General features: G+C 35.9%; 13 protein-coding genes and 2 rRNA genes. 3 read left to right on the forward strand and 12 right to left on the reverse strand.

The annotated features are described in order from the left end of the window. The first annotated feature begins 3 nt into the window (after nt 1-3). A complete protein-coding gene (locus CH354_RS00795; RefSeq protein ID WP_100726315.1) occupies nt 4-1089 on the forward strand; it encodes an aminopeptidase in 1086 nt (361 codons plus the stop codon). Here CH354_RS00795 and CH354_RS00800 read toward each other — a convergent pair. The 10 genes from CH354_RS00800 to CH354_RS00845 all read right to left on the reverse strand — a co-directional run bounded on the left by CH354_RS00800 (nt 1086) and on the right by CH354_RS00845 (nt 20215). Continuing rightward, entirely contained in the window at nt 1086-9026 is a 7941-nt protein-coding gene (locus CH354_RS00800) for a PD40 domain-containing protein (protein ID WP_100726314.1), read from the reverse strand. The two genes, CH354_RS00795 and CH354_RS00800, sit on opposite strands and share 4 nt — an antisense overlap. After that, nucleotides 9023-9598, reverse strand: coding sequence for a YdbL family probable chaperone protein (locus CH354_RS00805; RefSeq protein ID WP_100726313.1), 576 nt, complete (start codon nt 9596-9598; stop codon nt 9023-9025). Before CH354_RS00805 ends, CH354_RS00800 begins: the two co-directional genes overlap by 4 nt. A 7-nt stretch (nt 9599-9605) precedes the next feature. Then, the gene (locus CH354_RS00810; RefSeq protein WP_165780323.1) at nt 9606-12638 is read right to left on the reverse strand and encodes an LIC_11026 family protein; all 3033 of its coding nucleotides are present in this window, start codon (nt 12636-12638) and stop codon (nt 9606-9608) included. Nucleotides 12639-12659: 21 nt separating this feature from the next. Then, nucleotides 12660-13001 carry an STAS domain-containing protein gene (locus tag CH354_RS00815; RefSeq protein WP_002989181.1) on the reverse strand — a complete coding sequence of 114 codons (342 nt, stop codon included), beginning with the start codon at nt 12999-13001 and terminating at the stop codon, nt 12660-12662. A 63-nt stretch (nt 13002-13064) separates the two neighbouring features. Then, the gene (locus CH354_RS00820; protein ID WP_100716357.1) at nt 13065-13877 is read right to left on the reverse strand and encodes an RNA polymerase subunit sigma-70; all 813 of its coding nucleotides are present in this window, start codon (nt 13875-13877) and stop codon (nt 13065-13067) included. A 95-nt stretch (nt 13878-13972) separates the two neighbouring features. Then, nucleotides 13973-15346, reverse strand: a complete 1374-nt coding sequence (locus CH354_RS00825) for a Na+/H+ antiporter NhaC family protein (RefSeq protein WP_100726311.1) — start codon at nt 15344-15346, stop codon at nt 13973-13975. A 10-nt stretch (nt 15347-15356) separates the two neighbouring features. Then, on the reverse strand, nt 15357-16604 hold the full coding sequence (locus CH354_RS00830; RefSeq protein ID WP_100726310.1) for an NRAMP family divalent metal transporter: 1248 nt from the start codon (nt 16602-16604) through the stop codon (nt 15357-15359). A gap of 38 nt (nt 16605-16642) precedes the next feature. Continuing rightward, the gene (locus CH354_RS00835) at nt 16643-18610 is read right to left on the reverse strand and encodes a PAS domain-containing hybrid sensor histidine kinase/response regulator (protein WP_100726309.1); all 1968 of its coding nucleotides are present in this window, start codon (nt 18608-18610) and stop codon (nt 16643-16645) included. A gap of 484 nt (nt 18611-19094) precedes the next feature. Further along, nucleotides 19095-19211, reverse strand: a 5S ribosomal RNA gene (gene rrf / locus CH354_RS00840). A gap of 56 nt (nt 19212-19267) precedes the next feature. After that, nucleotides 19268-20215, reverse strand: a complete 948-nt coding sequence (locus CH354_RS00845) for a hypothetical protein (protein ID WP_100726308.1) — start codon at nt 20213-20215, stop codon at nt 19268-19270. A 213-nt stretch (nt 20216-20428) separates the two neighbouring features. Between CH354_RS00845 and CH354_RS00850 the strand changes: the two genes are divergently transcribed. Next, nucleotides 20429-22765: a TonB-dependent receptor family protein gene (locus CH354_RS00850; protein WP_100726307.1), complete on the forward strand. Its 2337-nt coding sequence runs from the start codon at nt 20429-20431 to the stop codon at nt 22763-22765. A gap of 113 nt (nt 22766-22878) precedes the next feature. Here the strand turns inward: CH354_RS00850 and CH354_RS00855 are convergent, their stop codons facing one another. After that, nucleotides 22879-23907: a hypothetical protein gene (locus CH354_RS00855; protein ID WP_100726306.1), complete on the reverse strand. Its 1029-nt coding sequence runs from the start codon at nt 23905-23907 to the stop codon at nt 22879-22881. A gap of 609 nt (nt 23908-24516) precedes the next feature. After that, a 5S ribosomal RNA gene (gene rrf, locus CH354_RS00860) occupies nt 24517-24633 on the reverse strand. Nucleotides 24634-24724: 91 nt separating this feature from the next. Here rrf (CH354_RS00860) and CH354_RS00865 point away from each other — a divergent pair. Next, entirely contained in the window at nt 24725-25189 is a 465-nt protein-coding gene (locus CH354_RS00865; RefSeq protein WP_100726457.1) for a GyrI-like domain-containing protein, read from the forward strand. The last annotated feature ends 5 nt before the right edge of the window (nt 25190-25194 follow it).

Genomic DNA, 25194 nt, shown 5'->3' on the forward strand with positions numbered 1-25194 from the left:
AGAATGCCAAAACCCCTTCCACTTTTGCCGATTCCATTCCCATGTCGAACCAAAAAGAAAAAATTGATCATGACAATCTCGTTCTTTCCTTTTTTTCTCACTAGTTGTTTGCCCTATTTATACCACTTGGGAAAGGAACAATCTGCAATCATTTTAGGCAGAGAAAAAATCGAAACGGTCTTAAACAAACCAAACATCGATTCTAAAACAAAGGAAAAATTATACTTAATCCGCGAAGTTAGAAAGTTTGCCATCGAGGAACTGGCGCTAAACGAAAAAGGTGGTTTTGAATACTTCACCAAACTTGAACGTGACGAAATCGGATGGAATGTCAGTGCTTCGGAATCATTGGCTCTCAAATCCTATACATGGTGGTTTCCCATTGCAGGAACAGTTCCATACAAAGGGTTCTTCAATAAAGAGATGGCGATTGAGTTAGAAAACGAACTCAAAAACAAAGGGTATGATACAAGGATACGTGCCATTGGTGGATACTCTACACTTGGTTGGTTTTCAGACCCTGTATTATCTCCACAACTAAATTGGCCTGACCATCGTTTGGTGGGACTTGTCATTCATGAGATGGCACATGCTACCGCATATTTGCCAGGTGACACAACCTTAAATGAATCCTATGCAAGTTTTGTGGAAGAAATTGGCACTGAACGATTTTATCTAAAAAAAGAAGGAGAAAAAAGTCCTCACTTAGAAAAATTCAAAAAGGAAAAAACAAAAAGAGAAACGACGATCCAATTACTGAAAGTGTATGCAGATCGCCTTAAAGAAGTTTATGAAAGTAACAAAAATTCGGAAACAAAACTTCTCCAAAAACAATCTTTGATCTCTGAATTCAAAAACAAAGTGATTGAAGACAAATTGATCCCAGAAGAAAAATCAAAAGAATTTTTAGCAAGAGATTGGAACAATGAAGACTTCTTGGGTGCCCTTCGTTACCATTCTGGTGAAGTAAGTTTTAATCATCTATATGCGAAGGCAAATTATGATTTAAAATTATTTCATAAAGAAGTAAAAAAACTTTTTGATCTTCCTGCAGACTTGCGGAAGGATTTTCTAAATCAAACCCATTAGTCTTCAATCATAGCAGATGTATAAAGGCGATACCCAATCCAATACCTATCATCTATCGAATAAGATTTTGCTGCATTTTTGCCATCAATCAATCGGATGTGTAAAGGTTTTTCCAATTCTTCATTCGCAAAAAATTGACGGATAAAAAACAAATTATGTACTCCATTTTGATTTCCAGAATGTAAGACAAACAATCCTTTATTCTGTTGTCCCAAATAATAGGCAATGCCACTAAAATCATTGGTAAATTGCAAAGAAGGTCCAATCTTCTGATTTGCATACACAATAGTCGTTTGTGATGATTTGGATTTTGTATCCATCAAAGGATGAGAATCCAAACACAAATAATTCAAAGAACACCAACCCAATTCTGAAAAATCTACTTTGTAAGGAGATTCAATCTCTTTTACACCATTTGTTTCCCACTGCACCAGACCAGCACTGATCTCGTTTTCCAATGAATTACGAAATCCGAATGTAGTTACCTTAGGATTTTTTGGAGAAATGTCTTTCAACTTAAGACTAGGGTTAGTTAAAAAATCGGATACAGAAGAGACTGAATAATACTCTGTGTCAGGAATAACAAATGGAACCACTGAATGGATTCCTGATGCAAATAGATAATGACGATTTTTTTGATTGAATCGTAAGTTGGTTCTATATTTGTCAGCTAACGATTCACGTAAAATCACTTCTTGGTTACCTGATTCCGAGGAACGGAAGTATCTCACCAATTCTCTATAAAGTAATTTGTTATCAGGGAACAATTCCCTACCCAACGACTTACCTTGCGCAAAACTTAAAAGATACGTTTTACGACCTAAGTCAAAAATACCATGAAACTCTTGATTGGCCACCATCTTCTTTTTTAATCGTTCTGCATACAATTCAAAGTTGGGAAGATACTTGAGGTATAGGACTTGGTCTGAAAATCTTTCAGAAGTATAACGAAAGATTTCCCTTGCAATCGCAATGTCAAAAAAACTTTCAGAGTTATTTTTCTCTAAACATTTTTGCATCAGGAAATAAAACAAAAATTCATATTCTGTTTTTAACTCGGGGCTTATGAATTCATTTCGATTTTTTTTATTAAAATCGTTAAGTAAGGATATATATTCTTCAGGTTTTTTAGTTAAAGCAGATTCATAGACTTTACTAAATACATTCCCAGACCTAACTTCATTTTTGGACTGGTTTCTTAAATAATCCCTCTTCCATAAAAAATCTGTCCACTTTGTAACCCAAAAAACGTTACCTTCCCCCACTTCAGAATGTGTTTTCTGGATTTTGGTAACCAACTGTTCTGCCAATTCCCAATCACCACGTAAATACAAAGCTTTTGCTAATTCCAACTGAAAAAATAAAGATCTGTAAGTTCGCCCCTCGTTTTGTTCCATTTGTAAAAGTAATTCAAACAATGAATTTACTTCTTGGTTCTTTTGGAACGGTATGGAACGTAAGATCATATGAAAAAACAAAGTTCGATTTAGATGAGAAAGTTTTGTTAAGACAGATTGTCCATTTGTCAAATATTCAGGGGTTAAAGATAAAATCTCCGAATAACCTGTTTGTAACTGTTCTTTCCAAGTTGTATATAACCTTAATCGATAGGTATCATATATGGAATCAGAATATCCAAATTTTGTAAAATCTCTAGATAGGATTTTTTCATCAAACAGGTTCCAATCTTTTTTGAATCCATAATTATATGCTGATGTGGAAGTTAGATTGGTAAGATATATTTCTTTATCACCAAATACAAATGCTTTATGAAAGTAAATTTCCAAAAGCCGATTTTTTAGGACATTTTTCTCTTTGGATGTCTTAACTAGTTTAGCTAATTTTTTAGTTTGATCATCAGCTTCCACAAACATATAATTTTGGATGTACAAACTTCCCAATCGATACGCTTGCAAAAATGGATCTTCTTCTTTTTCAACTTTTCTTCGCAATTCATCTTTTGAATTAAAATCTTTTAGTTTTCCTGAGCGTAATTGTGAATAAAATTCAAGAGCACCTAAGTAAGTATCTCTTTCTTCGCCAATAAAATCTGATGATTTATAACCACAATCTTCCTTTTCCTTTGCAGAAAAACAGGAAACCAAATACTCATAACGTACTTGGTTTTGGAATGGTAAATCTTTGTATTTTCTCCATAAAGGGCGAAATATGGATCGTTTAGGAATATTTGAAAATATTTCAGCTCGTAACCTTGCTAATCTCAATTCCAAATAAGGTAACAAGGGGCTACCTTCATCTAACAAAGTAGATGCGGTATAATAATTCTCATATGCCTCATTCAATTCCTTTGATTTTTCATTTTGATATCCAAGATCGATGAATGATTTGGCTGTTTCTATCAAACTCTCAGATGAAATTGAAAATGGTTTCCAATTGCCTATAAAAACCTGATTCTCTTTTTTTACGTATTGTTCGAGTTTCGAAGGAGTAAAATCTGGATTTTTATCTTCTCTAAATGAAACTATATTCTGAATTCTTTTAGTTCTTAAGATTTCATAAATGAGTCCAATTTTATTCCATTGTGATTCAGTTTTAAAGTTACTCTGATTAAAACCAACAATCGATATCTCAGAACCACTTCCTTGGAACAATTCTCTAAGTGGTAAAACCTGTGAAAGTTCATCTCCAAACAAACTTGTTTGACGATCTAAATTTTCCTTCGATACCAAATAATCTGTATCAGAAAGTAAAATCCCCAAATTGCCATTTGGCACCGCACGTATATGGGTGTCCTTTTTACGTTCCTGTTTCTCTCCATAAACAGTTACCCACTTAAATCGACGTTCATTTCGTTCACTGAATAATTGAATATGATTACGATCAAATATAACGGATGGATACCGATCTTTATGTTTACTAAATTCAATTAGTTTCTGAAGATTATCTCCTTTGTTTTGTTTACCCAATAATTGGATTTTTGGAGACGTGGGACTCAAATTGGGTAAACACAAATCTAATTCTTGTTTTTCACTACATTTTGTATGAACAATTTTCCCATCCTTCCAATAGAAAGTATGGATACTATCTCCAAATTGGTAAATTCCATTCCAATCAGGGAAATAGGATTCGCTGACAGGTCGTCTAGGTTCAAAAAAGGCAGTTCGTTCGGGAGACACAGATTTTAGTTTACCAATGATTAAGCCTAATTTAGTCGATTCTTCATTTTCTTGTTTTATGAATGGTTTAATATCTTCGCGTTTGATTGTTTTTTCAACGATTTGATTGGTTACTTTTTTATAACCTTTATACCATCGCAAAAGATCTTGGTAATTTAAATTGAGTTTAGAATCCTCAAACTCAAATTGTGCAGAAATCAGATCTCTAAAAATTTCCAAACTTCTGTAATTTTCCCAAAGATTTACCATTGGACTTATTTCAGAATTCTTCAAATGAATCTCTGAAAATGTTTCAATGAAATTTTCCAATCTATTTTTAGGAGTGAACATTCTGACTGACAAGTTTGTTTGGTAAGACTGTACTGCTTCTTTTAAATATGGATCTGAGGTAGAGGGATTTTGCGAAATTTTAGTTTGCCACTTTGTTCGCATCACATTCGACCAAAACTTTTCTTCATCCAATCGAAATTCAAATGCCAACTCAGCTGTTTCTTTCCATTTTTTCTCAGCCATGATTTGGTCACCTAACATCATGTAAACTGAATATAGGTTTAATAAAACTCGTACTCTTGTTTGTCTCGAAATGGGATCACTCACCAATCCGATTAATTTTGGATCAACGAGTCCTGGATTTTCTAATAAGGGAATCGCTTCTGCTAATTGTGGGATATATTCTTTTCCTTCTCTCACATTTTGAAGAGCTAAATAATACAATCCAAGTCCATAGTATAAATCAAAATTTGGATTTATGATTCGGAAATTAATTTCACAGGTTTCATTTGCCTGTTTACAATTTTTTAACTCTCTGTTTTTCCAAGAATTAAGGTCTTCGAAATAGGATTTCAAAGTATTTTTCTTATATTGTTCAGAAAGGTGATCTGTTTCTTGCACAACAAAAGCAGAATGACTATAATTATGAAAAACACGGTCTAAATCCTTATTGGATGCAGATTCGAGTAATTTATCAACTAACTCACGGTAACGATCATTTGCTTCAATTGGTAAATTACTTCTTTGGTATATTTGTGCTTCGACTTGTCTTGATTTTGCTAAAATATTTTTCCCAATGATGGTTCCATCCAAACCTTTCGATGTAATTAACTTATTCCTAATTTGGATTTCACTTAGAGCGGAAACATATTCCTCTTGTTCAATATGGTTTTCAATCCGAACACCAAGGGTTAATAAGTATTTGAAGTCATTTGGAAATTCACCGGGGAAACGACCGTCTCCAATCACTCGCACGTTATCCCCTAAAAATAGATTCCAAGGACTCCATTTTTTCCACCTAGCATAAAGGGATACATTAGTTGATTTATATTCCGATTCTGCCAATTGTAACATCTGATAAGAATCCCTAAATCTTCCACTTTTCTGAAAGGCAATTGCGAGATAATTGGCTAGGTTAATAGGGCTTATGAATTTTACATCTTTGTTATAAGCAATGGCTGTTTGAAATGAGACAATCGAATCTTCAAAGAGACCAAACTCCAATTCAGACAAACCACGTAACGCAAATAGTAATGCTAATTTGGATCGTATTGCGTTCAGTTGTGCTTGTGTGATTGAATTTGGTTCTTGGGCATACTGGTTTACATATTGATAATATTCATTTTTAAAATAAATATCAATAGATTTTGAAAATTGTTCAGATGCCTTTTTATACTGACCCTGGTAGATCAGGGATTTACCATAATTAAAACGATAGATTGCTTCTTGTTTATAACCATCAAATTGGTTTTTGGAAGACAATGCAGAAGAACTCTCTTCCACCTTCCGATAACTCTCATTTGCCTTTGGATAGTTGTTTAATAAAAAATAATTATTCCCTAAATTTAGATTTAAATCCGATATCACTTTTTTATTTGCATAATCATCCCCAAGGAACACTAATATTTGATTATATAACTCAATATTAGCTTCTAAATTCTTATCAGGAAAATATTTCTTGTATAAACTTTCATAAACCTCAAAATCAACATTCCCTGAATTTGGATCCTTTTGCAATTTCATCAAATCTACATATTGATATAACCAACCAAGCAATTGGTAAGCATCATAATGAGTAGGATCTGCATAAATGATCCAACGTAATTCTAATTCCGCACGTTTAAAATTTTCTAATATTTCTGCTTTTCGCACGTCAGTCATCGTGCCAGTAGAATAATAATACGATTCATACGTTACATACTTATTAATTAGATAATAAGAATAACCATAAAGTGTAGCTAAATCTAAATATGGCCGTGCTCGTGGAACTGCTTGTTTATAATACAACTCTGTCCAATTGAGAGCTTTCCCAGATAGAACTTCAATTTTTTCAAAATCTTTTATATTGACGATGTTTCGAACAAGTTCCCTATCGGTGACAATTGAAGTGATACTTGCCAAATTTCCAATGACATTGAGTTTATCCTTACTCAAAATATTGATTTGATTGAGTAATGCCCGCTCTTCTTCCTCGCGAATTTTTTTCCCGTAACTAAAAATGGTATCTACCATTTTCCTTTGGTAATAAATTGCATACTCTTTGTACAAAGAATCCAAATATAAATTCCTAGTTTTGACTAGAAACATGTTTTGGTTGTTAAAGAAATAATGAAATGAAGACTGAAGTAAATCTCCAATTCTTTCAAATTCAACAGCCTTATTTTCAAAATAAAAAAATGCACTTTTGATGTCTTCAGCACCCAAATCAACACCGAGTAGTGGATCGTAAAATTCTAAATAGATTTTTAAGTTTCGAAGTGCATCAGAAGTATTACCAGAAGCTTTTTGGTTATAGTATTTTAGCAAGTTAGCGCGCAACAAAATTGGGTTTTTGTACTCTGCCATATAACTTCTAGTCTCAAAAACAGATGGTTTCCCAGGTGGCTCTAAATCAATTTGAAGTGGGATTGGTATAATGGAGTCAAGTGTAAGATTCGATTCGTTATAACGCCTTAAATCAGAAAGTGCTTTTGCCTTAATATACAAAAGTGTATGTCTGAAGACATTTTGTTTCACACTTTCCTTCGAATCTAAAATAGAATTTACATAAGAAAGTACAAGTTCACTATTTTTGTTATCAGATATTTTGGAGATTACATCCTCTAAGAGGTATCGAAGGTCTCTCTTTCTATCATTTGAAAAACTATGATTTAGATCACTCAAATAAAGTGACTTTTCTTTCTCCCAAGTATCAATCATTTCCTCATAAAGATTAGATAGTTGGTATGTGTTTGGATTAAAATCGTAGCCACCTAACCTTCTTTTTATTTCATCTATTTGATGGTAACTTGGAAAATTTTGATAAATTTTAAATAATATTTCTTTAGCGTTTGTTATTTGTTTTTCATTTTCTAAAAAATCAGCGTAAAGATGATAAAGCATTGCTTCACCATCTGTTGGAAATTTTGAACCAGAAGATTGACGTATTTCAGTTAGTAAATTGAAACCTGAACGAGTTTGTTTCGTTTCATTCCATTTGATAAGGATGATTGCGAATATATTCTTATCTAATTCTACTTTTCTTTTATATTCGCGAATCAATTGGAGAGCTTCTTCGTTTTTTCCTATGCGTTTCAATGTTGCATATTTTAGCAAAGAAACCTGTGCTTCATATATTGGGTATAATGGATCTTCAGAATAAAATAATTCAACCGAGTCTAAGGCCAAGAAGTAAGATTCAATACTTTGACCAGGAGCAAGAACTTTGGAATATTGGTATTGTTCTTTTATATTGGGTTGTTTCGGAATGGATCCGTTCTCAGGTATAAAATAGATATTGATGGCATTAAAATAAGATGCCGAAAACAATATAGACCCACCATTAAAATTTGAATACCGAACATCAAAATTTGATGTTTCACCAGAAGACAAAATTCGTTCTTCACCTGTAGATAAATTTTTCTTAACAAGAACACTATGGTCACGTTCATCTAATCGCCCATTCCCATTTGTATCTTTTCGGATGGAAGAGAAATATAAGTTTTTTGATCGGTTATCAATTGTTGGAGAAAAGTCGAGGTATTGATCGTTTGTAATTCGTTTTGTGTTTCCATCCGCTAATTGAATTTGGTAAATCTCACCAAATTTGTTCTCGTTATAGGAAATAACTAGAACCGATTGTCCATCAGAAGAAACATAAGGTGAAGTTACTCCCATCGAAGTGATTTGTTTGATTTGAGTTGGTTTATCCAACTGGATAGAACATAAATTTGGTAACCCTGGAGTGAATCGATCTGAAACGAAGTAAATAGTTTTGCCATCAGGGGACCAAACAGGATCGGTATCGATGATTCCTTTATGGTATTCTCCTTTTTTATTTGGTAAATTTGTTAAATTGATAAACTCATCACTGATGAATCTATGACCTTTTAAGTATTCCTGGATCCACTCATCAGGTTCAATTTGTAATAATATCAAATCACCTTCGGAATCAAATTCCTCTGAAACAAAAACTAAGTATTTTCCATCCGGAGAAATAGCAGGTTTAGATTCAGAAAAAGGATTATCAGTGATTGGAACAACGATTGAACTTTGTAAATCGCGAAACCAAACATCAAAATTTCCCTTTTGGTCAGTTGCGTAAAAAAGATACCTTCCATCTTTAGTCGTTGAACTATATAAATTGTTCCCCCTTTGAACAGTTAAAGGAAATGGTTTCGATTGTGTTGGCGAAAAATAATTTTTTGAAATTGCAGAATAGTCAAAATTAACATTCGCATACCTCACTTTACTTTGGAATAAAGCACAATTGATTGTGATTAATATGAGTAAAAGTAAGGATGACGGGAAAACCTTATGAATTTGCTTCATTGGTATTTTTCCCACCTTCCTGAAACTGTCTCGTAATATTCACCAATCGAGACTGTTTTATAATATTCTTCGGCTAACGACTGCTTAATTTTTGATAATTCGTCTTCTTTTTTACCTTTTTTCTTTTGAATTGAAAGTTCTTTCTCCATAATGAACTTACGTGATTCATTTAGAAAAAGAATCACGTCTTCTACTCTCTTTTTTTTAGCTGGTAGTTCATAATTACTAAATGTTGGAAGAGAAGGTGCAAGTGGATTTAATTTTACATAACCTTGTGGTGTTTCACCCAGAATTCCATGTGCTTTGTATTTTTTGATTTCAGGAGAAAGGTAATTCAAACGAATTCGATGTGCTCGTATTTCTGGGTCTGAATCTTCTTTTGCTAATTTTTCCTGATTGTTCTGACCATTTGTAGAGGATTGAATCGAACCGATCATCCAACCTTCTTTTTCTAATTCTCTATCCTCACCTACCATCTGTTTTTCGGCAGCTGTTTGGGCATTGGTGATTGTAATTGGAGGTACTTTTAGGCTACAACCCATGAGTAAAAATGATAATAGAATTCGTTTCATACAAACCTCACTCTTGGTATGTTTGGATCTCGTTTTGTGCTCGTTTCAAAAAATTTGCAAGAGGCATTCTCTGTTGAGAAATTTTGCCATCTTCTAGTTTCATGATCAATGATAAGAGAGAACGATCAAAATACACATCAGCATATACAAGCCCTCTTGATAAAGATATGTCGATTTTACTAATGGGATAACTGTCTGTAATACGATCGATAAAGAAGTTCTGAGCTGAAATTACATTTAAAGCACTTTTACCAAAGTCACGACCAATTTGGAAAATTGAAAAAAACAAATCCAAATTAGCAATGGGTTCACTTAAATCCCTAACCTTAATGTTTAAGTCTGCCTTTAATTTCCCATCATCAATTTTATCTCGCACTTTAGGTGCCATGAGTTGTTTTAAATCAATATCTCTAATGAGTAAATTTCCTCTAAACTCCATGTTTTTAGGATCTAAATTTCCTAAATTAAAAACTAAATTTTTACCTAAGATGATGCCATCCATAGAAAAGGATTTTAAGGATTCAATATTTGCAAAATTCTCTTTGTATTCGATAAATGCACTAAAGCCAGGTGAATCTTTTTGTTTTTTCACATATTCAAAAGGTAAGTTAGGGATATTTGGGTGAGTTCCAATCACTCTACCAATTGTTACATTTGGAGTATTCATTCGTCCGTAATTTTTAATGAAGATCGACTTATCTCCAATGATTAAACTTTCATCTGGTTTGAAGGCTAAATCATGTTGGATCGGAATTTTTGCATTAATTTCTTCCATCAAGTATGCCTTACAAGATTCTCCTGGGCATTTTTGATTGTTGTAAGACAAGGAAGGTAATTTTGAAAATAACTCTCCATTAATATCATAATCATTTATTTTTAAATTTAACCCTAAATCACCATGAACCGAAATTCCTTTTGCCAAATATTGTTTGGATGGAGAAACCACAGAAACATTCAAATCTAAATTGCCAAAATAAGGACCTAACGGTGGTTTTGGTTTGTTTAGTTTAACCAATTTTCCACTCAAAGAAGTTTTTAAAACTCCAGAAAATGCATTCACTTTCATTTGTTTGATTAGAATTTCATTTGAATTTGTACCATTGATAGTGAGATCTGTTGTAAGTTTCAGATCTTTCATTTCTAAACCAGGCAAATCGGCAGAAAGGTTGGCATTTACATGTTTTGAACCTGGGATTTGCACATAACTTGCGTTAAGTTTTATTTTTGGTTGTTGGCCAAGTAAATTTTGCACAGGAGAAATTTTTTCCTTTAACACGAGTGGCAATACCAACAACAAGTTAGGAGTATTTAGTTTTAAATCGAGAGGTGAAACTTGAGCGTTCAGAGTATCTCCTGGTTTCACATACCCTTTCAACTGAAGTTCAATGGCTTTATTTCCAGTGAGTGTCCTTTGGTCTAAGATAAGGTTTTGGATTTGAATTTCTTTGATCCCAAATGGCCTATCAAAAATTAAATGAGTGTTAATATCTAAATTTAAGTGGGATGCAGGTGACCTGGAACGATCGATTTGGTACCGAAATCCGTCTATATTAATATTCGAATTTACATGAATGTTCGCAAACGAATCAGCCGATGATTGTAATGCCAATTTTACTTTGCCAGCAATCCCCTGTGAATATTCAGCAAGTTGTAATTTTTCGAGTGAAGCTAAAACTTGAAATCCTGAAGATTGTGAATACTCACCTGACAAACGAATCTCAGATTGGTTATAATTGAGCTGTGATGGTGAAATCGTAAGGGATTTTAGTTTTGGGAATGGAATTTCTGTCGTAGGTTCTTTCTCTGAAGCAAAGTCTAAATTTGCCGTTAGATCTAAATTGGCTGTATCAAGTGCATGAGGTTTTTGATTCCCAATCTTTACGTACACTTTGTTCGCAAGTAGTTTTAAATTCGCTTTTGTTTGGTTCCAATTTCCATGTATTCCAGTTCCAGCCAAAGAAAGATCTCCTGAAACCTTCATGAACGGAACAATTCCTTCTAATTGGTTTAATGAAGATTGTAGATCATCTAACTTTAGTTCAGACGTTTCTACATCCACATTCACCTCTGGAGTCTCTGTGGAAAGTTTTGAAATAACACCTCCCAGTTTGAGCCACGTTTGCCCGATCACACGTAAGTCAAATTGTTGGATTTTTAACAGGTCTTCCTTTGGATCAAAATGTATGTCCGACAGAAGTCGGAATCCAGTTTGGACTTGTTTCCCTCTGACATCTAAATTGAATTTGTCCTTCCCGATATCTGTTGCGAATAAAAACAACTCAGGTGATTCTGTACGGTCCCATTCAAATTGAAGTGACATTGGTAAGGTTTCTTTCCAATTCAATTGATTCGATTTAAATTCTATCGATAATGGTCGTTCTGAATTCAGATGAACCATGACTTCATCTAACTGATTGATGGCGTCTATATTCAAAGGAATTGAAGTGAATCGGTTGGTGATGAGTTTGGTTTGGAAGTCAAAATTCTGAATCGAAGCATATTGGATATTACCCGATTCCCGAATGTATTGGAGTGATACTCCTTGTAAGTTCAAATGAGCAGTTAACTGCAAGGGAAGATAGGTATTAATTTCTGTGAGTGGCGGACCAATTTCTTTTTTTGGTTTTTCTTCCTGTTTTGGATTTGGTTTTAGTAGGTGTGATACATTCCACTCTCCATTTTTCTCTTCTATCCGAATATTCGAATCAATCAAACTGATATCAGAGAATCGAATTTTTCCTAAAAACAAAAAGGGAAGGTTATAACGTATCCTGATTTCTTTTGCGCGAAAAAATGCATCACTAGCGAATGGTCCACCTGGGTATAATTTTAGGTCTTGGATTTCAATTCCATACAGTAAGGAAAAACTAGTGAACTTACCTTCCATTTTGACCAGAGTATACTGGGAAAGGAAATGGGGTACAAGCCAGTTGGCTGTAAAATGGTTAAAAACGAGTTTGTAGAGCAGAAAGAGGACAAATAGCCCTCGAAAGGTTTTGGTTTTGGCGATTCCTAAACTACTCTTCAGGATTGGATTCATCACAAGAATCGCCTCTAAGATTTAATATTCGAAGGAGTCTTCAGCCTCTTCCAGAGTTTTGTATATCTCAAACACACTGGAAAGTTTGGTAATTTCCATCAGGTTTTCGATATCGGAATTTAAGTTCGCAAAAACGAGACGTCCATTCAGTCCATCTATGTGTTTGTAGATGTTCAGAAACGTTCCCAGTCCAGCAGAATTGATAAAGGGAACCTTTTTCAAATCAATAATGAATTTGGGGACTTGGCCTTTTTTGATGTACTGTTCAATCTTTTCAGACAACTCGAACTCATTTCCGGCTTTGATGGCACCTTCAATTTTAATGATGTGCACGTCGTTTTTACTAGTAACTTTGATTTTCATAACCCTTCGGAAGGTGGTGTTGCCATAAGCATCAATCGAATTTACCGAATGTAAAGCAAATTTTTATGCATAGTGCAATAAATCTTTGCCGACTTTCCTAAGTTCATGTTTTCCTTGTGACAAATGATTGCGAACTGCCTTTCTTGTGATGCCAAGCCATTTGGCAATCTCCCTTTCTGAAAAAAAACTTCGATCGAAGGCTCTTGTCCTACGTAACATCCAAATTTTTTTCTGTTTCCCATACCAATCCCTTCGTTTTGGGTCCGTAGTTTCATATAATTTTCTTGTGTAACGTGTGATCATAGAAGTGAGTCGTAAAAGCAATTGGCGATGTAGATTTCGTCTTTCTTCCCATTCTGAAAAAAATAAATTCTCATCCGATTGGTTTTCCCTCAATTTCCATAAGAGGAATTGTTTTAGATTTTGTTTCATGGGTAAATCGAATTGTAAGGAAAGGACTAAAGCCGTAAAGATAGGGAGTTTTTCTAGATTTGATTTTAGAATCTCTACTTTTTCTTCCATTGGATCTTCCTCATTGGCTGGGTTTGAGTAATTCCAAAGTTGTAAATACAATTCCCCTGCTTCAGGAATTTCTGAATTGCGAAAACGATTTCTGTATTGGTTGAAGATATAAGTGACAAAAAATCCCAAAACATGAGTGAGTTGGTATTTTAAACTCAAAATCCACATTTTAGAAAATACTTCTAAAATGGTAACGACCATTTCAGAACTTTCATCTTCTGAGATGTTTCTTTTTTTGGCCAATCGATCAACCATCCAAATTGGCAAATATTCTCTTACAAGTCCAAGATCATTTGTGATCCTTGCTTGGCTGATCATCGGCAAAATTTTTTCATCTAATATCTTTGGTAACATAGCCAAAGTTTTTATCGAAACAAGGAAACAATGAATACTACAATTTGATGTTTAACATTCGTTACAATCGATTAGAATGAAAATTAGATGTTAAATTATGAACTTTTTAATTTAATTTTTTTATACAATAAAATCGAAACAGAGAGGAAAACATGGATTAAGTTAAAAAATACAAATGGTAAAAAACTCACGACGGAAACTCCCAATGAAGATGCCATAAATGCCCCACAACTATTCCATGGGATTAAGGGAGAAGTAATGGTTCCTGAGTCTTCTAATGCCCTTGAAATGTCTTTTTCAGGTATTTGTTTTTCAACCGCTAGCGTTCGGAATGCACGGGCGGGGATCACAAGGGAAAGATACTGGTCTGCAGTCATTAAATTCAGTAAAAAAGAAACACCCATCGTTGATAATAAAATGTCATATTGATCTTTAACCCATCGTTTGATTTGCAGTAGGATTTCATTGAGATACCCATAACCTTCTACCACCGCCCCAAACCAAACCGCACTTACGATCAAAATTTCTGTAGGTAATATTGAAACAATTCCGCCACCACTCAAAAATTGATCCCATGTGAGATTCCCTGTTTGAGATTTGTAACCCCAAACCAGAGACCGAAACATTTCAAACGAAACTCCAGATTCCAGGATGGGAAATAAAAAAGCAGAAACGATACCGAGTAAGAAAGAGACACGCACTGGTAAATGGAACATGGAAGAACCAAATACGAGGAAAACAGGGATTAATTTCCAAAAGATGATTTTATTTTGGAGTAACTGCGACATTCCAATCTCGGTAGGCAATACGATCTCTCGGGATGGATCCCAAACAAATAAATTCAAAAGATAAAAACAAAAAACTGCCAAAAAAAAACTCATACATGTAGTCTTTAACATATGCCGTATATGAGTCCATATAGGAACGTGCGTTAAACTAGATGCCAAATTCGTTGTATCCGACAATGGAGACAGTTTATCTCCAAAATAACACCCGCTGACGATCGCTCCTGCTGCCATCACATCAGAGAATCCCCAGATTTTGGAAACACCCATAAGAGCAACACCTAACGTCCCTGCCGTTGTCCAAGAGGAACCAGAAACCATTGAAGCAATGGCCGAAACAATCGCAACAGAAGGTAAAAATAATTTTGGTTCAATAAGAATTGTACCAATTTGCATCATCGTGAGTAATACACCAGAGTATGCCCATGATGCGATGAGTAACCCTACTAAAAATAAAATCTCCATTGCAGGGAATACTGAGAGTAAATTTTTACGAAAGGCTGAGTGTAAAAAAACAAATTTATGATGTAACCTTTGTAAGTATGCAAGGCAACCAGCAAGGCATAAAGCCAAAGGATGAGGGTATGATACAATCCATACATACCTAAAAAATAAAATAGATACAACTAAGTAGAGTATGGGTGTGAGAGAAAAAAATATCGAATATTTTTTTTCTCTCTCCATATCAGTTTAATTAGAAAAAAGTAATATTGACATAATAGATGGAAAATCCAAACAAAAACAAAATCCCAAACCAAGACAATAAATTCATCCAAGGTTTTGGTCTTTCTTCTTTCGGAATTTCTTTTCCAAACAATATTAAATGATGGATCAATGCAAGTATCGGAGCATTTAAAAAGGAGACTGTTGTCGCAAAGTCGACTAAACTTTTCATATTGGTTCGGAAAAAAAGTAGGATAAAAATTGAGCCAATCCCAACGAGTAAAATCCAATACCAATACAATTTTTCTGTCGAAAACTTTTGCAAAGTTGGGAACAATCGTCTGCTTGCATTGGATACAACACGTGGGTATGCATCAAAACATGTTAAAGTTGTTGAAAACATGGTAAAAAAAGCCGCAACCAAGATAATGGGATAAGACCAAGATCCAATGGCAGTGGTATACAGTTTAACCAACTCAGAAGCAAATCCAACTGCTTGTGAAGAAAATTCCATACCTGTGTTGTACATCATATTGGAACCAAGAGCCAAAAAACAAACAGCAAGAAGTGTAGTTCCAATATAACCAATGTTAAAATCAATCATGGCATATTTCATTGGGGGTAATTTTCCATCTGGAGTTTTTTTAGCAAGTGTCCAATCAGATTGCCATACAGCAGCTTCAATCGGAATGGGCATCCAACCCATCAGAGCAATTAAGAAGGCAACATCAGCTAAGTTTCCTAATGAAAACGATTTCCCTTCTGTTGTTTGTTTTGGGATGTCTGCATAAAAGGATAAAACCATAGCGACGATTGTTGCCACTGTGAGTAGCACTACAATCCACTTCATCAGTCCATCCAATGCTTGGAATTTACCGATTGCTAATAGTAAAAAACAAAATGTTAATATGATCGCACACAACATCCATGGTTCCATTGTTAAACCAAGTAAGTTAGAAAATAAACCTGATGTAACTAACGTTACTGTTGCGACAATGATACACATGGTTCCAACGGATATAAGGAAAAAAATCCAGATTGGTAATCTTCCCAAAGATTCATAACCATCTAACAATGATTTTCCGGTTACGATCGTATATTTTGTTCCCACAACAAAGAAGGGATACTTAATAAAATTGGCAAATATTACGACTGCGAGCAATCCATACCCATATACCGCTCCAGCTCGAGTGGATTGGACCAAATGGGAAACACCCACGGCTGCTCCAGCATACAATAAACCAGGACCAAGATACGCTAAAAAAGGAAATCGTCTCATTTTGGACAAAATGACGAAACAAGAAAGATTTTGCTACTCTATTCGAGTTTGGAAGGATTCAAATAATGGTATAAGACTTGATTGAGAGCCAAAATATCAATCGGTTTGGTCAAAAAATGGTCCATACCAACATCAAAACATTTTTTACGTTCTTCGTAGAGTGCACCAGCAGTCAAAGCTATGATTGGGATTTGTTGGTTAGATTTGTCATTTCGAATGATTGTCGCTGCTTCCAATCCATCCATTTCTGGCATTTGAACATCCATAAAAATCATTTCTGGTTTTTTTGCGCTAACCATTCGAACAGCATCAACCCCATTTTCAGCTTCCAATAAATTAGCGTTTGGAATGTATTTTAATATCATTCTTTTTAAAAGGTCCCGGTTCATCAAATTGTCTTCGGCAATGAGGATACTAGGAGTCACTTCGCAAAGTTTGGACTGGTTTATATTTTCCCAAATTTCTCTCTGGAAGTTTTCATTCTTTTCTTCAGTGACATTCGCATTTTTCAGAATGAAAGTTTCGATCGAAAAACGAAACTCCGTTCCCTTCCCTTCCACAGAAGAAAATTCGATCTCACCACCCATTAGTTCAAGTAGAGATTTAGTAATACGAAGCCCAAGACCAGTCCCACCAAAACGACGTGTGGAATTGGACTCTCCTTGCCAAAACGATTGGAAAATTTTAGTTTTGTGTGATTCTGGGATTCCGATTCCTGTATCTTGAATGGAAAATTTAAGATTCATTTTCTCATTCCCAACTAACTCTGGCTCAATCTTTAATGTTACACTTCCCTTTTCGGTAAATTTGACAGCATTTCCAAGCAGGTTAATCAATATTTGCCTAAGTCTGGTTGCATCAACAACAATCCATTCTGGTAATTGATTTGATTCTATAAATTCCAATTGGATATTTTTTTCTTTCGCCTTCCATTGGAGTACACCTAGCGAGTCTTTTATGATGTGCTTCAAATTTGAAACTGTTTCGTTTAACACTAGTTTGCCAGCTTCAATTTTAGAGATATCTAATATGTCATTGATAATGCCTAACAAACCATGTGCACTACTGATTGCATTTTTTACGTATTCTTTTTGGTCTGCATCTAATTTCGTTGTCATGAGTAATTCATTAAAACCGATCACTCCATTTAAGGGAGTTCGAATTTCATGACTCATATTTGCTACAAAATCTGACTTGGCTTGGTTTGCACGTTCCGCCTCTTTTTTTGCCTGTAATAAATGTAATTCCGCATTTTTTCGATCTGTAATATCATTAAAGTGAACTACAAAATACAATGGAGAACCATTCCGATCCCGAACAAGTGAATTGGAAATTTCGATCCATAAAACTTGATTGGATTTTGAGATGTAGCGTTTTTCATAAACCACATCCACATCTTTTCCTTTGAGTGCTGATTCTCGGTATTGATAAAAAATATTCTGGTCTTCTTTATAAGCAAAATCTTTGGAAGCTCGGCCTAATAGTTCCGTTTCCTTATAACCCAACATCAGTTGGAGTTTCTTATTTACACGCAAAAACTTACCATCTAAGTCGAGAAGGCAAACTCCAACTCCCGCATTTTCAAAACTCATGCGAAATCTTTCTTCACTTTCTGCGAGTTCTTCTTGGATTTTATTTTGTTCGGTTATATCTCTGTTGATGGCAATGACACCGATCGTATTGCCATCTTTGTCTTTTAAAAAACTAACAGCAGACCGTATTTTTAATTTGGAACCATCTTTTGCAGATTGAAACACTTCACCCTGCCAGATGCCAGTCGACTTGAGATGCGCAATACTCGTTTCTCGATCACTTTCCAACATGATCGTTTGTAAGATATCAACTGTTGATTTCCCGAGAACTTCTTCTACTTTGTAGCCATAAATCCTTTCTGCAGAAAGATTCCAACTGGTGATGCGAAAATCCAAATCGGTTACAATGACGGCATCATAAAAGTATTGAAGGATGAGTGAAGAGTAAGCTTCCTTCGGAATGTTATGATCCATCGTACATCAATATACGGTAGATTTTTATAAAAGTGCAAGCGATTCCTTAAAAATCTTATCAATCACAATCAAACAATTGGTTTCCCTTTGAAAATTAGTAGGAATCCCTATCGGAAAACGAATGGAGGCGATTCTTAACATTGATTTTCATCCATTCAAAACTCCTCCTACTCGCAGATGATCTTGCATTCGAAACCAATGCAAACTGCTCAATGGATTTTGATTCGTACATAAAAAAAGCGCTCACTTTCGTGAACGCTCTATCTTACGTTATGAGTGCTAACAGAGGCAACGTCCTACTTCCACCCCCACTCGCTTCTCCGCTCCGCGGGCGAGTGTCCGAGCCTTGCTCCCTATGGGTCGCAAGTCTGTCATTTCGCGAACAATCTTTTCTGTTTACTATTGGGTTAACTCAATGGATTTTCTTGTGTACACAAAAAAGCCAACCTTTCGGTTGGCTTTTTTTATTACGTTATGAATGCTAACCCGGCAACGTCCTACTCTCCCATTGAGCGAACCCAATAGTACCATCGGCGATGAGAAGCTTGACTTCCGTGTTCGGAATGGGAACGGGTATGGCCTTCTCTCCATAATCACCAGGAGTAATTACCATGTGTACAGAAGAGAGTGGGAAGTCAAACCTTTATAGAAGAAAAGTTACAAATTTAAATCGTAAGTGGCTCCAAATTTTAGGCCTGAAACTTCAATTCTGTGTTCGGCAGTGGCGGAAACAAATTCCATTAACGTGCCAAGTGTAGAGAATTGATTCCCATCAAAACTAAGAGCAATTGGACTTTGTGCTTTGGCATTCATATACTCTCTTTCAAAACTTAAGAATAAACGTAATTTAGGAACAACAACAATGCTTGCTCCAAAACTTAATTTTTCAGAGTTAAACGTATAACCACCATTAGCGTAATTGAATGAGGCACCTGCATTGGAAACTCGGAATTGTTCCGAACTATACGAACCTGTGGAGTTCAGAAGAAATGGTCCAAAAAGTAAAAAATCAGCAAATAACGTTGCTCTATCATTCAAATCAAATTCGAATCCAACGCCTAGAAGACCAGAAGTGCCGGTTGTATTTTTTGTATCTTGTCCAAGATAAGCGGGAGCACCAATTCCTAAATAGGACCCTTCCATTGTTTGGCTCATACTGCGTAACACATACTTTGGCAAAATGCGAAAATTGGAAGTAGGAGATAGAGTCACTCCAAAATTGATATCGGAATAAAGGAATCGGTAGTCAGCGTCTTTGATACCAAGTCCAGTAGAATAAAAAGAATTCCATTCATACCCTCTCACAAATCGATTCAAATGAAGGCCCACAAATAGATTCGAAAGAATACCAGCATTGATCGATTGGAAATAATCAAATCCCCAATCATTGATGAGACTTATCCCTTGGTTGTTCTGCCATTCCTGGTTATATTCGGTCCTAACAATATCATTATAGAAATTTCTTTTTTCTAAATCTGTACGAAGGCTACCTAAAAACAAACCACCTTTGACTCGTAATGTATTACCTTCTACTTTTCCTTGGGCATAAACGGAAGTGGTCAATAGAGAAAACAGGACCAAAAGAAAAACGAATGTTCGTTTCATGAATAGAATTACCTCTCTCATCCAATAACAAATGAAAAGGCAACCACTCAAGGAAATTTTAGAAAGTTTCTATCCCGACGTTTGTTTGTTTCTCGGTCGTTGCATCCTCCCTCACATTCTTTTTCCAAAATCGAATCCTCATACCCCAGACAAAGAAGGTAACTTTGTAAAAAAAAAACTGGATTGAGATGCTTTCAAAAAAAGAATGGTTCCATGCTAAATGAAATTGAGAACAAAACTCAGGCTAAGAAAGGGAATCACCTACTCTTCTTATGTTTCACTTTAATGGTTCCAACCCTCCTATTTTCTCAGGATGAAAAATCACAACCGACCCAAGAACCAAAAGTCGAAGTGCAAGCGAAGGAAGAAACACCTACCATCCGGGTCAAAGGGAAAAAAGATACAGACCGTGAATTTCTCGGAGATGTAGAAGGCACAAATATCTATTCAGGTAAAAAAAACGAAGTCATTCGATTAGATAAAGTAAATGGGAATTTAGCAATGGGAAACACTCGTCAGGTGTATGCGAAAGTTCCTGGCATCACCATTTGGGAAAATGATGGGAGTGGGATCCAACCAGGAATTGGTGCCAGAGGATTGTCTCCTAATCGAAATTGGGAATTTAACACCCGAATGAACGGGCATGACATCGCCTCAGATTCATTTGGTTACCCAGAAGCTTATTTTAACCCACCTTTGGAAGCTCTTGAAAAAGTAGAAATCATCAGAGGAGCCGGCGCTTTACAATATGGACCTCAATTTGGTGGAATGGTCAATTATGTGGTGAAAAAAGCAGACCCGACAAAGCCAGTCAAAGTGGAAACGAAAACAACCGGTGGTTCTTTCAACACTCTCAACCAGTATAGTTCTGTTAGTGGGACAGTGGGAGATTGGAGTTATTTTGTTTTTTACCAAGGCCGTAGTTCTGATGGATGGAGAGAAAATTCACAATACAATGTCCAAAATGGATTTGTGAATTTGGCATATAAAGTTTCCGAAAAATTGAAGATATCAATGGAAATGGCAAAGTCAACGTACTTAAGCCAACAAGCTGGTGGACTCACCGATGAACAATTTCGAATCGACCCAAGGCAATCAGGAAGGACAAGAAACTGGTTCAGTGCACCTTGGAATGTTCCAGCCATGAACATTGATTATGAACAAAGTCCAACTGCCAGGACCAATGTTAAAATCTTTGGCCTTTACGGCGAAAGAAATTCAGTTGGAGTTGTATCGGCAGCAAATGTTACGGACCCAATCCAACCTCGAACTTTAGAATATAGTCCAAGGCAAATTGATAGAGATACATATCGTAATTATGGGATGGAAGCAAGACAGATCATTAACTACGATTTGTTGGAACGAACTCATACTCTATCATTCGGTGGTAGGTATTTTAATGGAAATACAGATCGATTCAGAAATCCAAATGGAACAACTGGAACTAAATTTGATCTAAGGGAAACCAATTTCACTGGAGTATGTTATGATGGCACAAGAAATTGTAGGATTGCTGATTTAGAATTCTCAACATTAAATTACGCAGGATTTGTTGAAAATCTATTTCGTATCACTGATTCACTTTCTCTTACTCCTGGTGTACGATATGAATGGATTCGATCCACAGCTTCAGGCCGAGTCAATGAATCAATACCTAGCGCTTCAAAACCCTTTGGTGGTATGATCCAACCAATGGAACGCGTACAAAGACAGGTTCTTTATGGACTTGGTGCTCAATACCAAACGACAAAAACAACAAATTTATATGCAAATTATTCACGAGCGTTTCGGCCAGTCGTCTATTCCGAGTTATTTGCACCAACTGCTACCTTAAATGAAGTTGATCCTAACTTAAAAGACCAATCGGGTTATAATGCAGATGCAGGATACCGTGGGAAATTTGGACAATGGATCCAGTTTGACATGAGTGTTTTTGAACTTCGTTATAACAATCGGGTTGGCCAACTTCCAGGTCTTCTCCCTGGCCAAGCCAACTTCCAAACGAATGTGGGCGATTCTTTACACAGAGGGGTAGAAGCATACTTAGAAGTTGATCCAATTGTTTTACTAACTGAATCACAACCATACGGATCCTTTAGTTTATTCACATCGAGTGCAAATGTAAATGCTCGTTATATCCGTTGGGAAGATCCACGTGTACTCACAAATCCAACGAATGCACAAAACTTTTATCGTGTTGGAAAACTTGTAGAAAACGCCCCTTCACAAATCCATCGTTATGGAGTCACTTACCATTACAAAAATATCTTGAGTTTCACGTATTTGATTAGTTATACGGGCGCAACATATGCTGATGCTGCCAATACTGGACCTGCTACAGCGAATGGACAAATTGGCCTCATTCCTTCCTATACAGTGAGAGACTTTACGTTTGTTTGGAATTTTCACGAAAACTTCTCTCTTCGAGGAGGAGTTAACAACATGACAAACCAAATGTATTTTACTCGTCGTGCGGGAGGATACCCTGGACCAGGAATTTTACCTTCCGATGGGATGTTCTATTTTATTGGCTTAAGTGCTGTATTTTAATGAATGAAAGTTTATCTTACCCTCAGCGAATTATCGATTGAGGGTAGGATCTACTTGGTCAATCATGAATCACTTTTTACCAATCCATTCAAAGAATCACGAATCTCTTTGGATTAAAACTCAATTGGCATGTACAATGCGAGGTGAAAGGTTCTAAGTTCATAAGAATATCCATTTTCTTTTACAATGGGACCACCGAATGATACTCTTGCTCTAAGTCCTAAAAATGGAGGCGATTCTAAATACATCATAAATGCAAATTTTGCTACTGAGTTCACTCTGACTTGGTTACGCATAAGACTACTGATGGCAAGAGATTCAACTGCATTAAAACGTCCGCTAAAGTATGCTGCCAAAGCAGTAGAATCTGGTCGTAATAAACCTTGGCTTCCAAGATAATAACCAACTAACTCAAGATTGTTTCCAGAGGAAAGATTTGCGACTAGATAACTGAGTGTTGGATCCGAATTTGGATTTAAATTTCCTGATACAAATTGGTAGGCACATAAATTATTTAAAAATGAATTTCGACCTGGTCCAGAAAAGGCAATGAGTAAATTAGAAGCAGTATCTTTAAAATCGACATTCCCTCGAAGCCGAACATGTGCAGGACCCATACCAAATCCTAATCGAAAGGTATCAGGATTCCCGATATAAAAAATGGGAACTAACATTGAATAACTTCCTTCTACATCGGTACCTACATCTTCTGTTACCTTATTACTTTTTGAAGAGATGGAATCTCCATCGGAACTTGATGAATCCGATTCGGAAGAGGAAGATTCAACAGAAGCTGATTTAGAAAATATTTTTGGGATCGATTGACGATTGAGATAAAAATTGGAATTATGTAGCAGTAAATTCACTCCAAAGTATTGTGAAATTTGGTATTCAGGAGATTTAACATCCAATAACCAAGAGACCCTGCCTGGATCATCTTGGACCATCAATGCATCTCGATTTCTACCTTGGATGGATAACGAAACACTTTCCAATGTGACACCTGGATTGATGGAAACAAATCGGTATTTCGGTTTATCCGGCATGGGTCCGTCAGGTGTTTGTGAATTATCTTGGCCATACAAAACACTAGAAAGGAAAAATAGGAAGATGAAACATCGGAAATAAACACTTTGATTCATATTTTTTTACAGAATTGGAACAAAGTAAAACTACCGTTATGTTTTGGAAGTGATTTTTAAAACGAAATTTGATTAAAAACCTTGGCTTACAGAAGCAAACAACCATTACTACTTCCACCGCTACTCTGGCTGAATTTTTTCAATCTACGATTGTGTCCACTGAGAGGATACTCTTATGCACATAAAAAAAGCCAACCACGTAATCCGGCTTTTCCTCTCTATACTATCCATTCAAAATCTACCCGGCAACAATGCCGGAAAAAATAGAGCTAGGACACCTTGCTCTTTTTTTGAGGCAAACGACCGCTACTTGCGAGTCGCGGACGGCAGCCAGCCCACACTACGCCCTACAAACAAAAAAAGCGCTCACTTTCGTGAACGCTCTATCTTACGTTATGAGTGCTAACAGAGGTAACGTCCTACTTCCACCCCCACTCGCTATTCCGCTTCCGCGGGCGAGTGTCCGAGCCTTGCTCCCTATGGGTCGCAAGTCTGTCATTTCGCGAACAATTTTATCTTGTTTACTATTGGGTTCACTCAATGGATTTTCTTCTGTACACAAAAAAGCCAACCTTTCGGTTGGCTTTTTTTATTACGTTATGAGTGCTAACCCGGCAACGTCCTACTCTCCCATTGAGCGAACCCAATAGTACCATCGGCGATGAGAAGCTTGACTTCCGTGTTCGGAATGGGAACGGGTATGGCCTTCTCTCCATAATCACCAGGAGTAATTACCATGTGTACAGAAGAGAGTGGGAAGTCAAACCATTATAGAAGAAAAGATTGCGTTTTTTTGGAAAACAAAAAGCATTTCCTTATGGCTAATTTGTCAGAACCACTTGTTCAAACAGAAAAATTTACGGTTATGGGACTTCGTATTAGAACATCCAATGCACCTGGAGATGCAGAAGTCAAAATTCCAGCCACTTACTCGAAATTTTATAAAGAGGACATTCCTAAAAAAATGGAAATGTTACGGAAGATAGATCCTCTTTTTGCTGTATATTCTTCTTATGAATCGGATGAAAATGGTGCGTATGATTTCTTGTTAGGTTATGCTGTGGATCCAAACACAAAACCACTCCCAGGAATGGAATTAATCCATATAACACCACAGAACGGTCGTTATTTTGCAATCCAACCTGGACCGCCAGAAGAAGTTGTTCCAAAATTTTGGGCTGAAATTTGGAACCATCCAGAAATTCCTAAAATTCGAAGTTTTCAAACAGATTGGGAAGAATATTCGGAAGCAGGGATTCGAGTATTTTTATCCACTATTTAGGTATT

The organism is Leptospira levettii (assembly GCF_002812085.1).
Lineage (GTDB): Bacteria > Spirochaetota > Leptospiria > Leptospirales > Leptospiraceae > Leptospira_A > Leptospira_A levettii.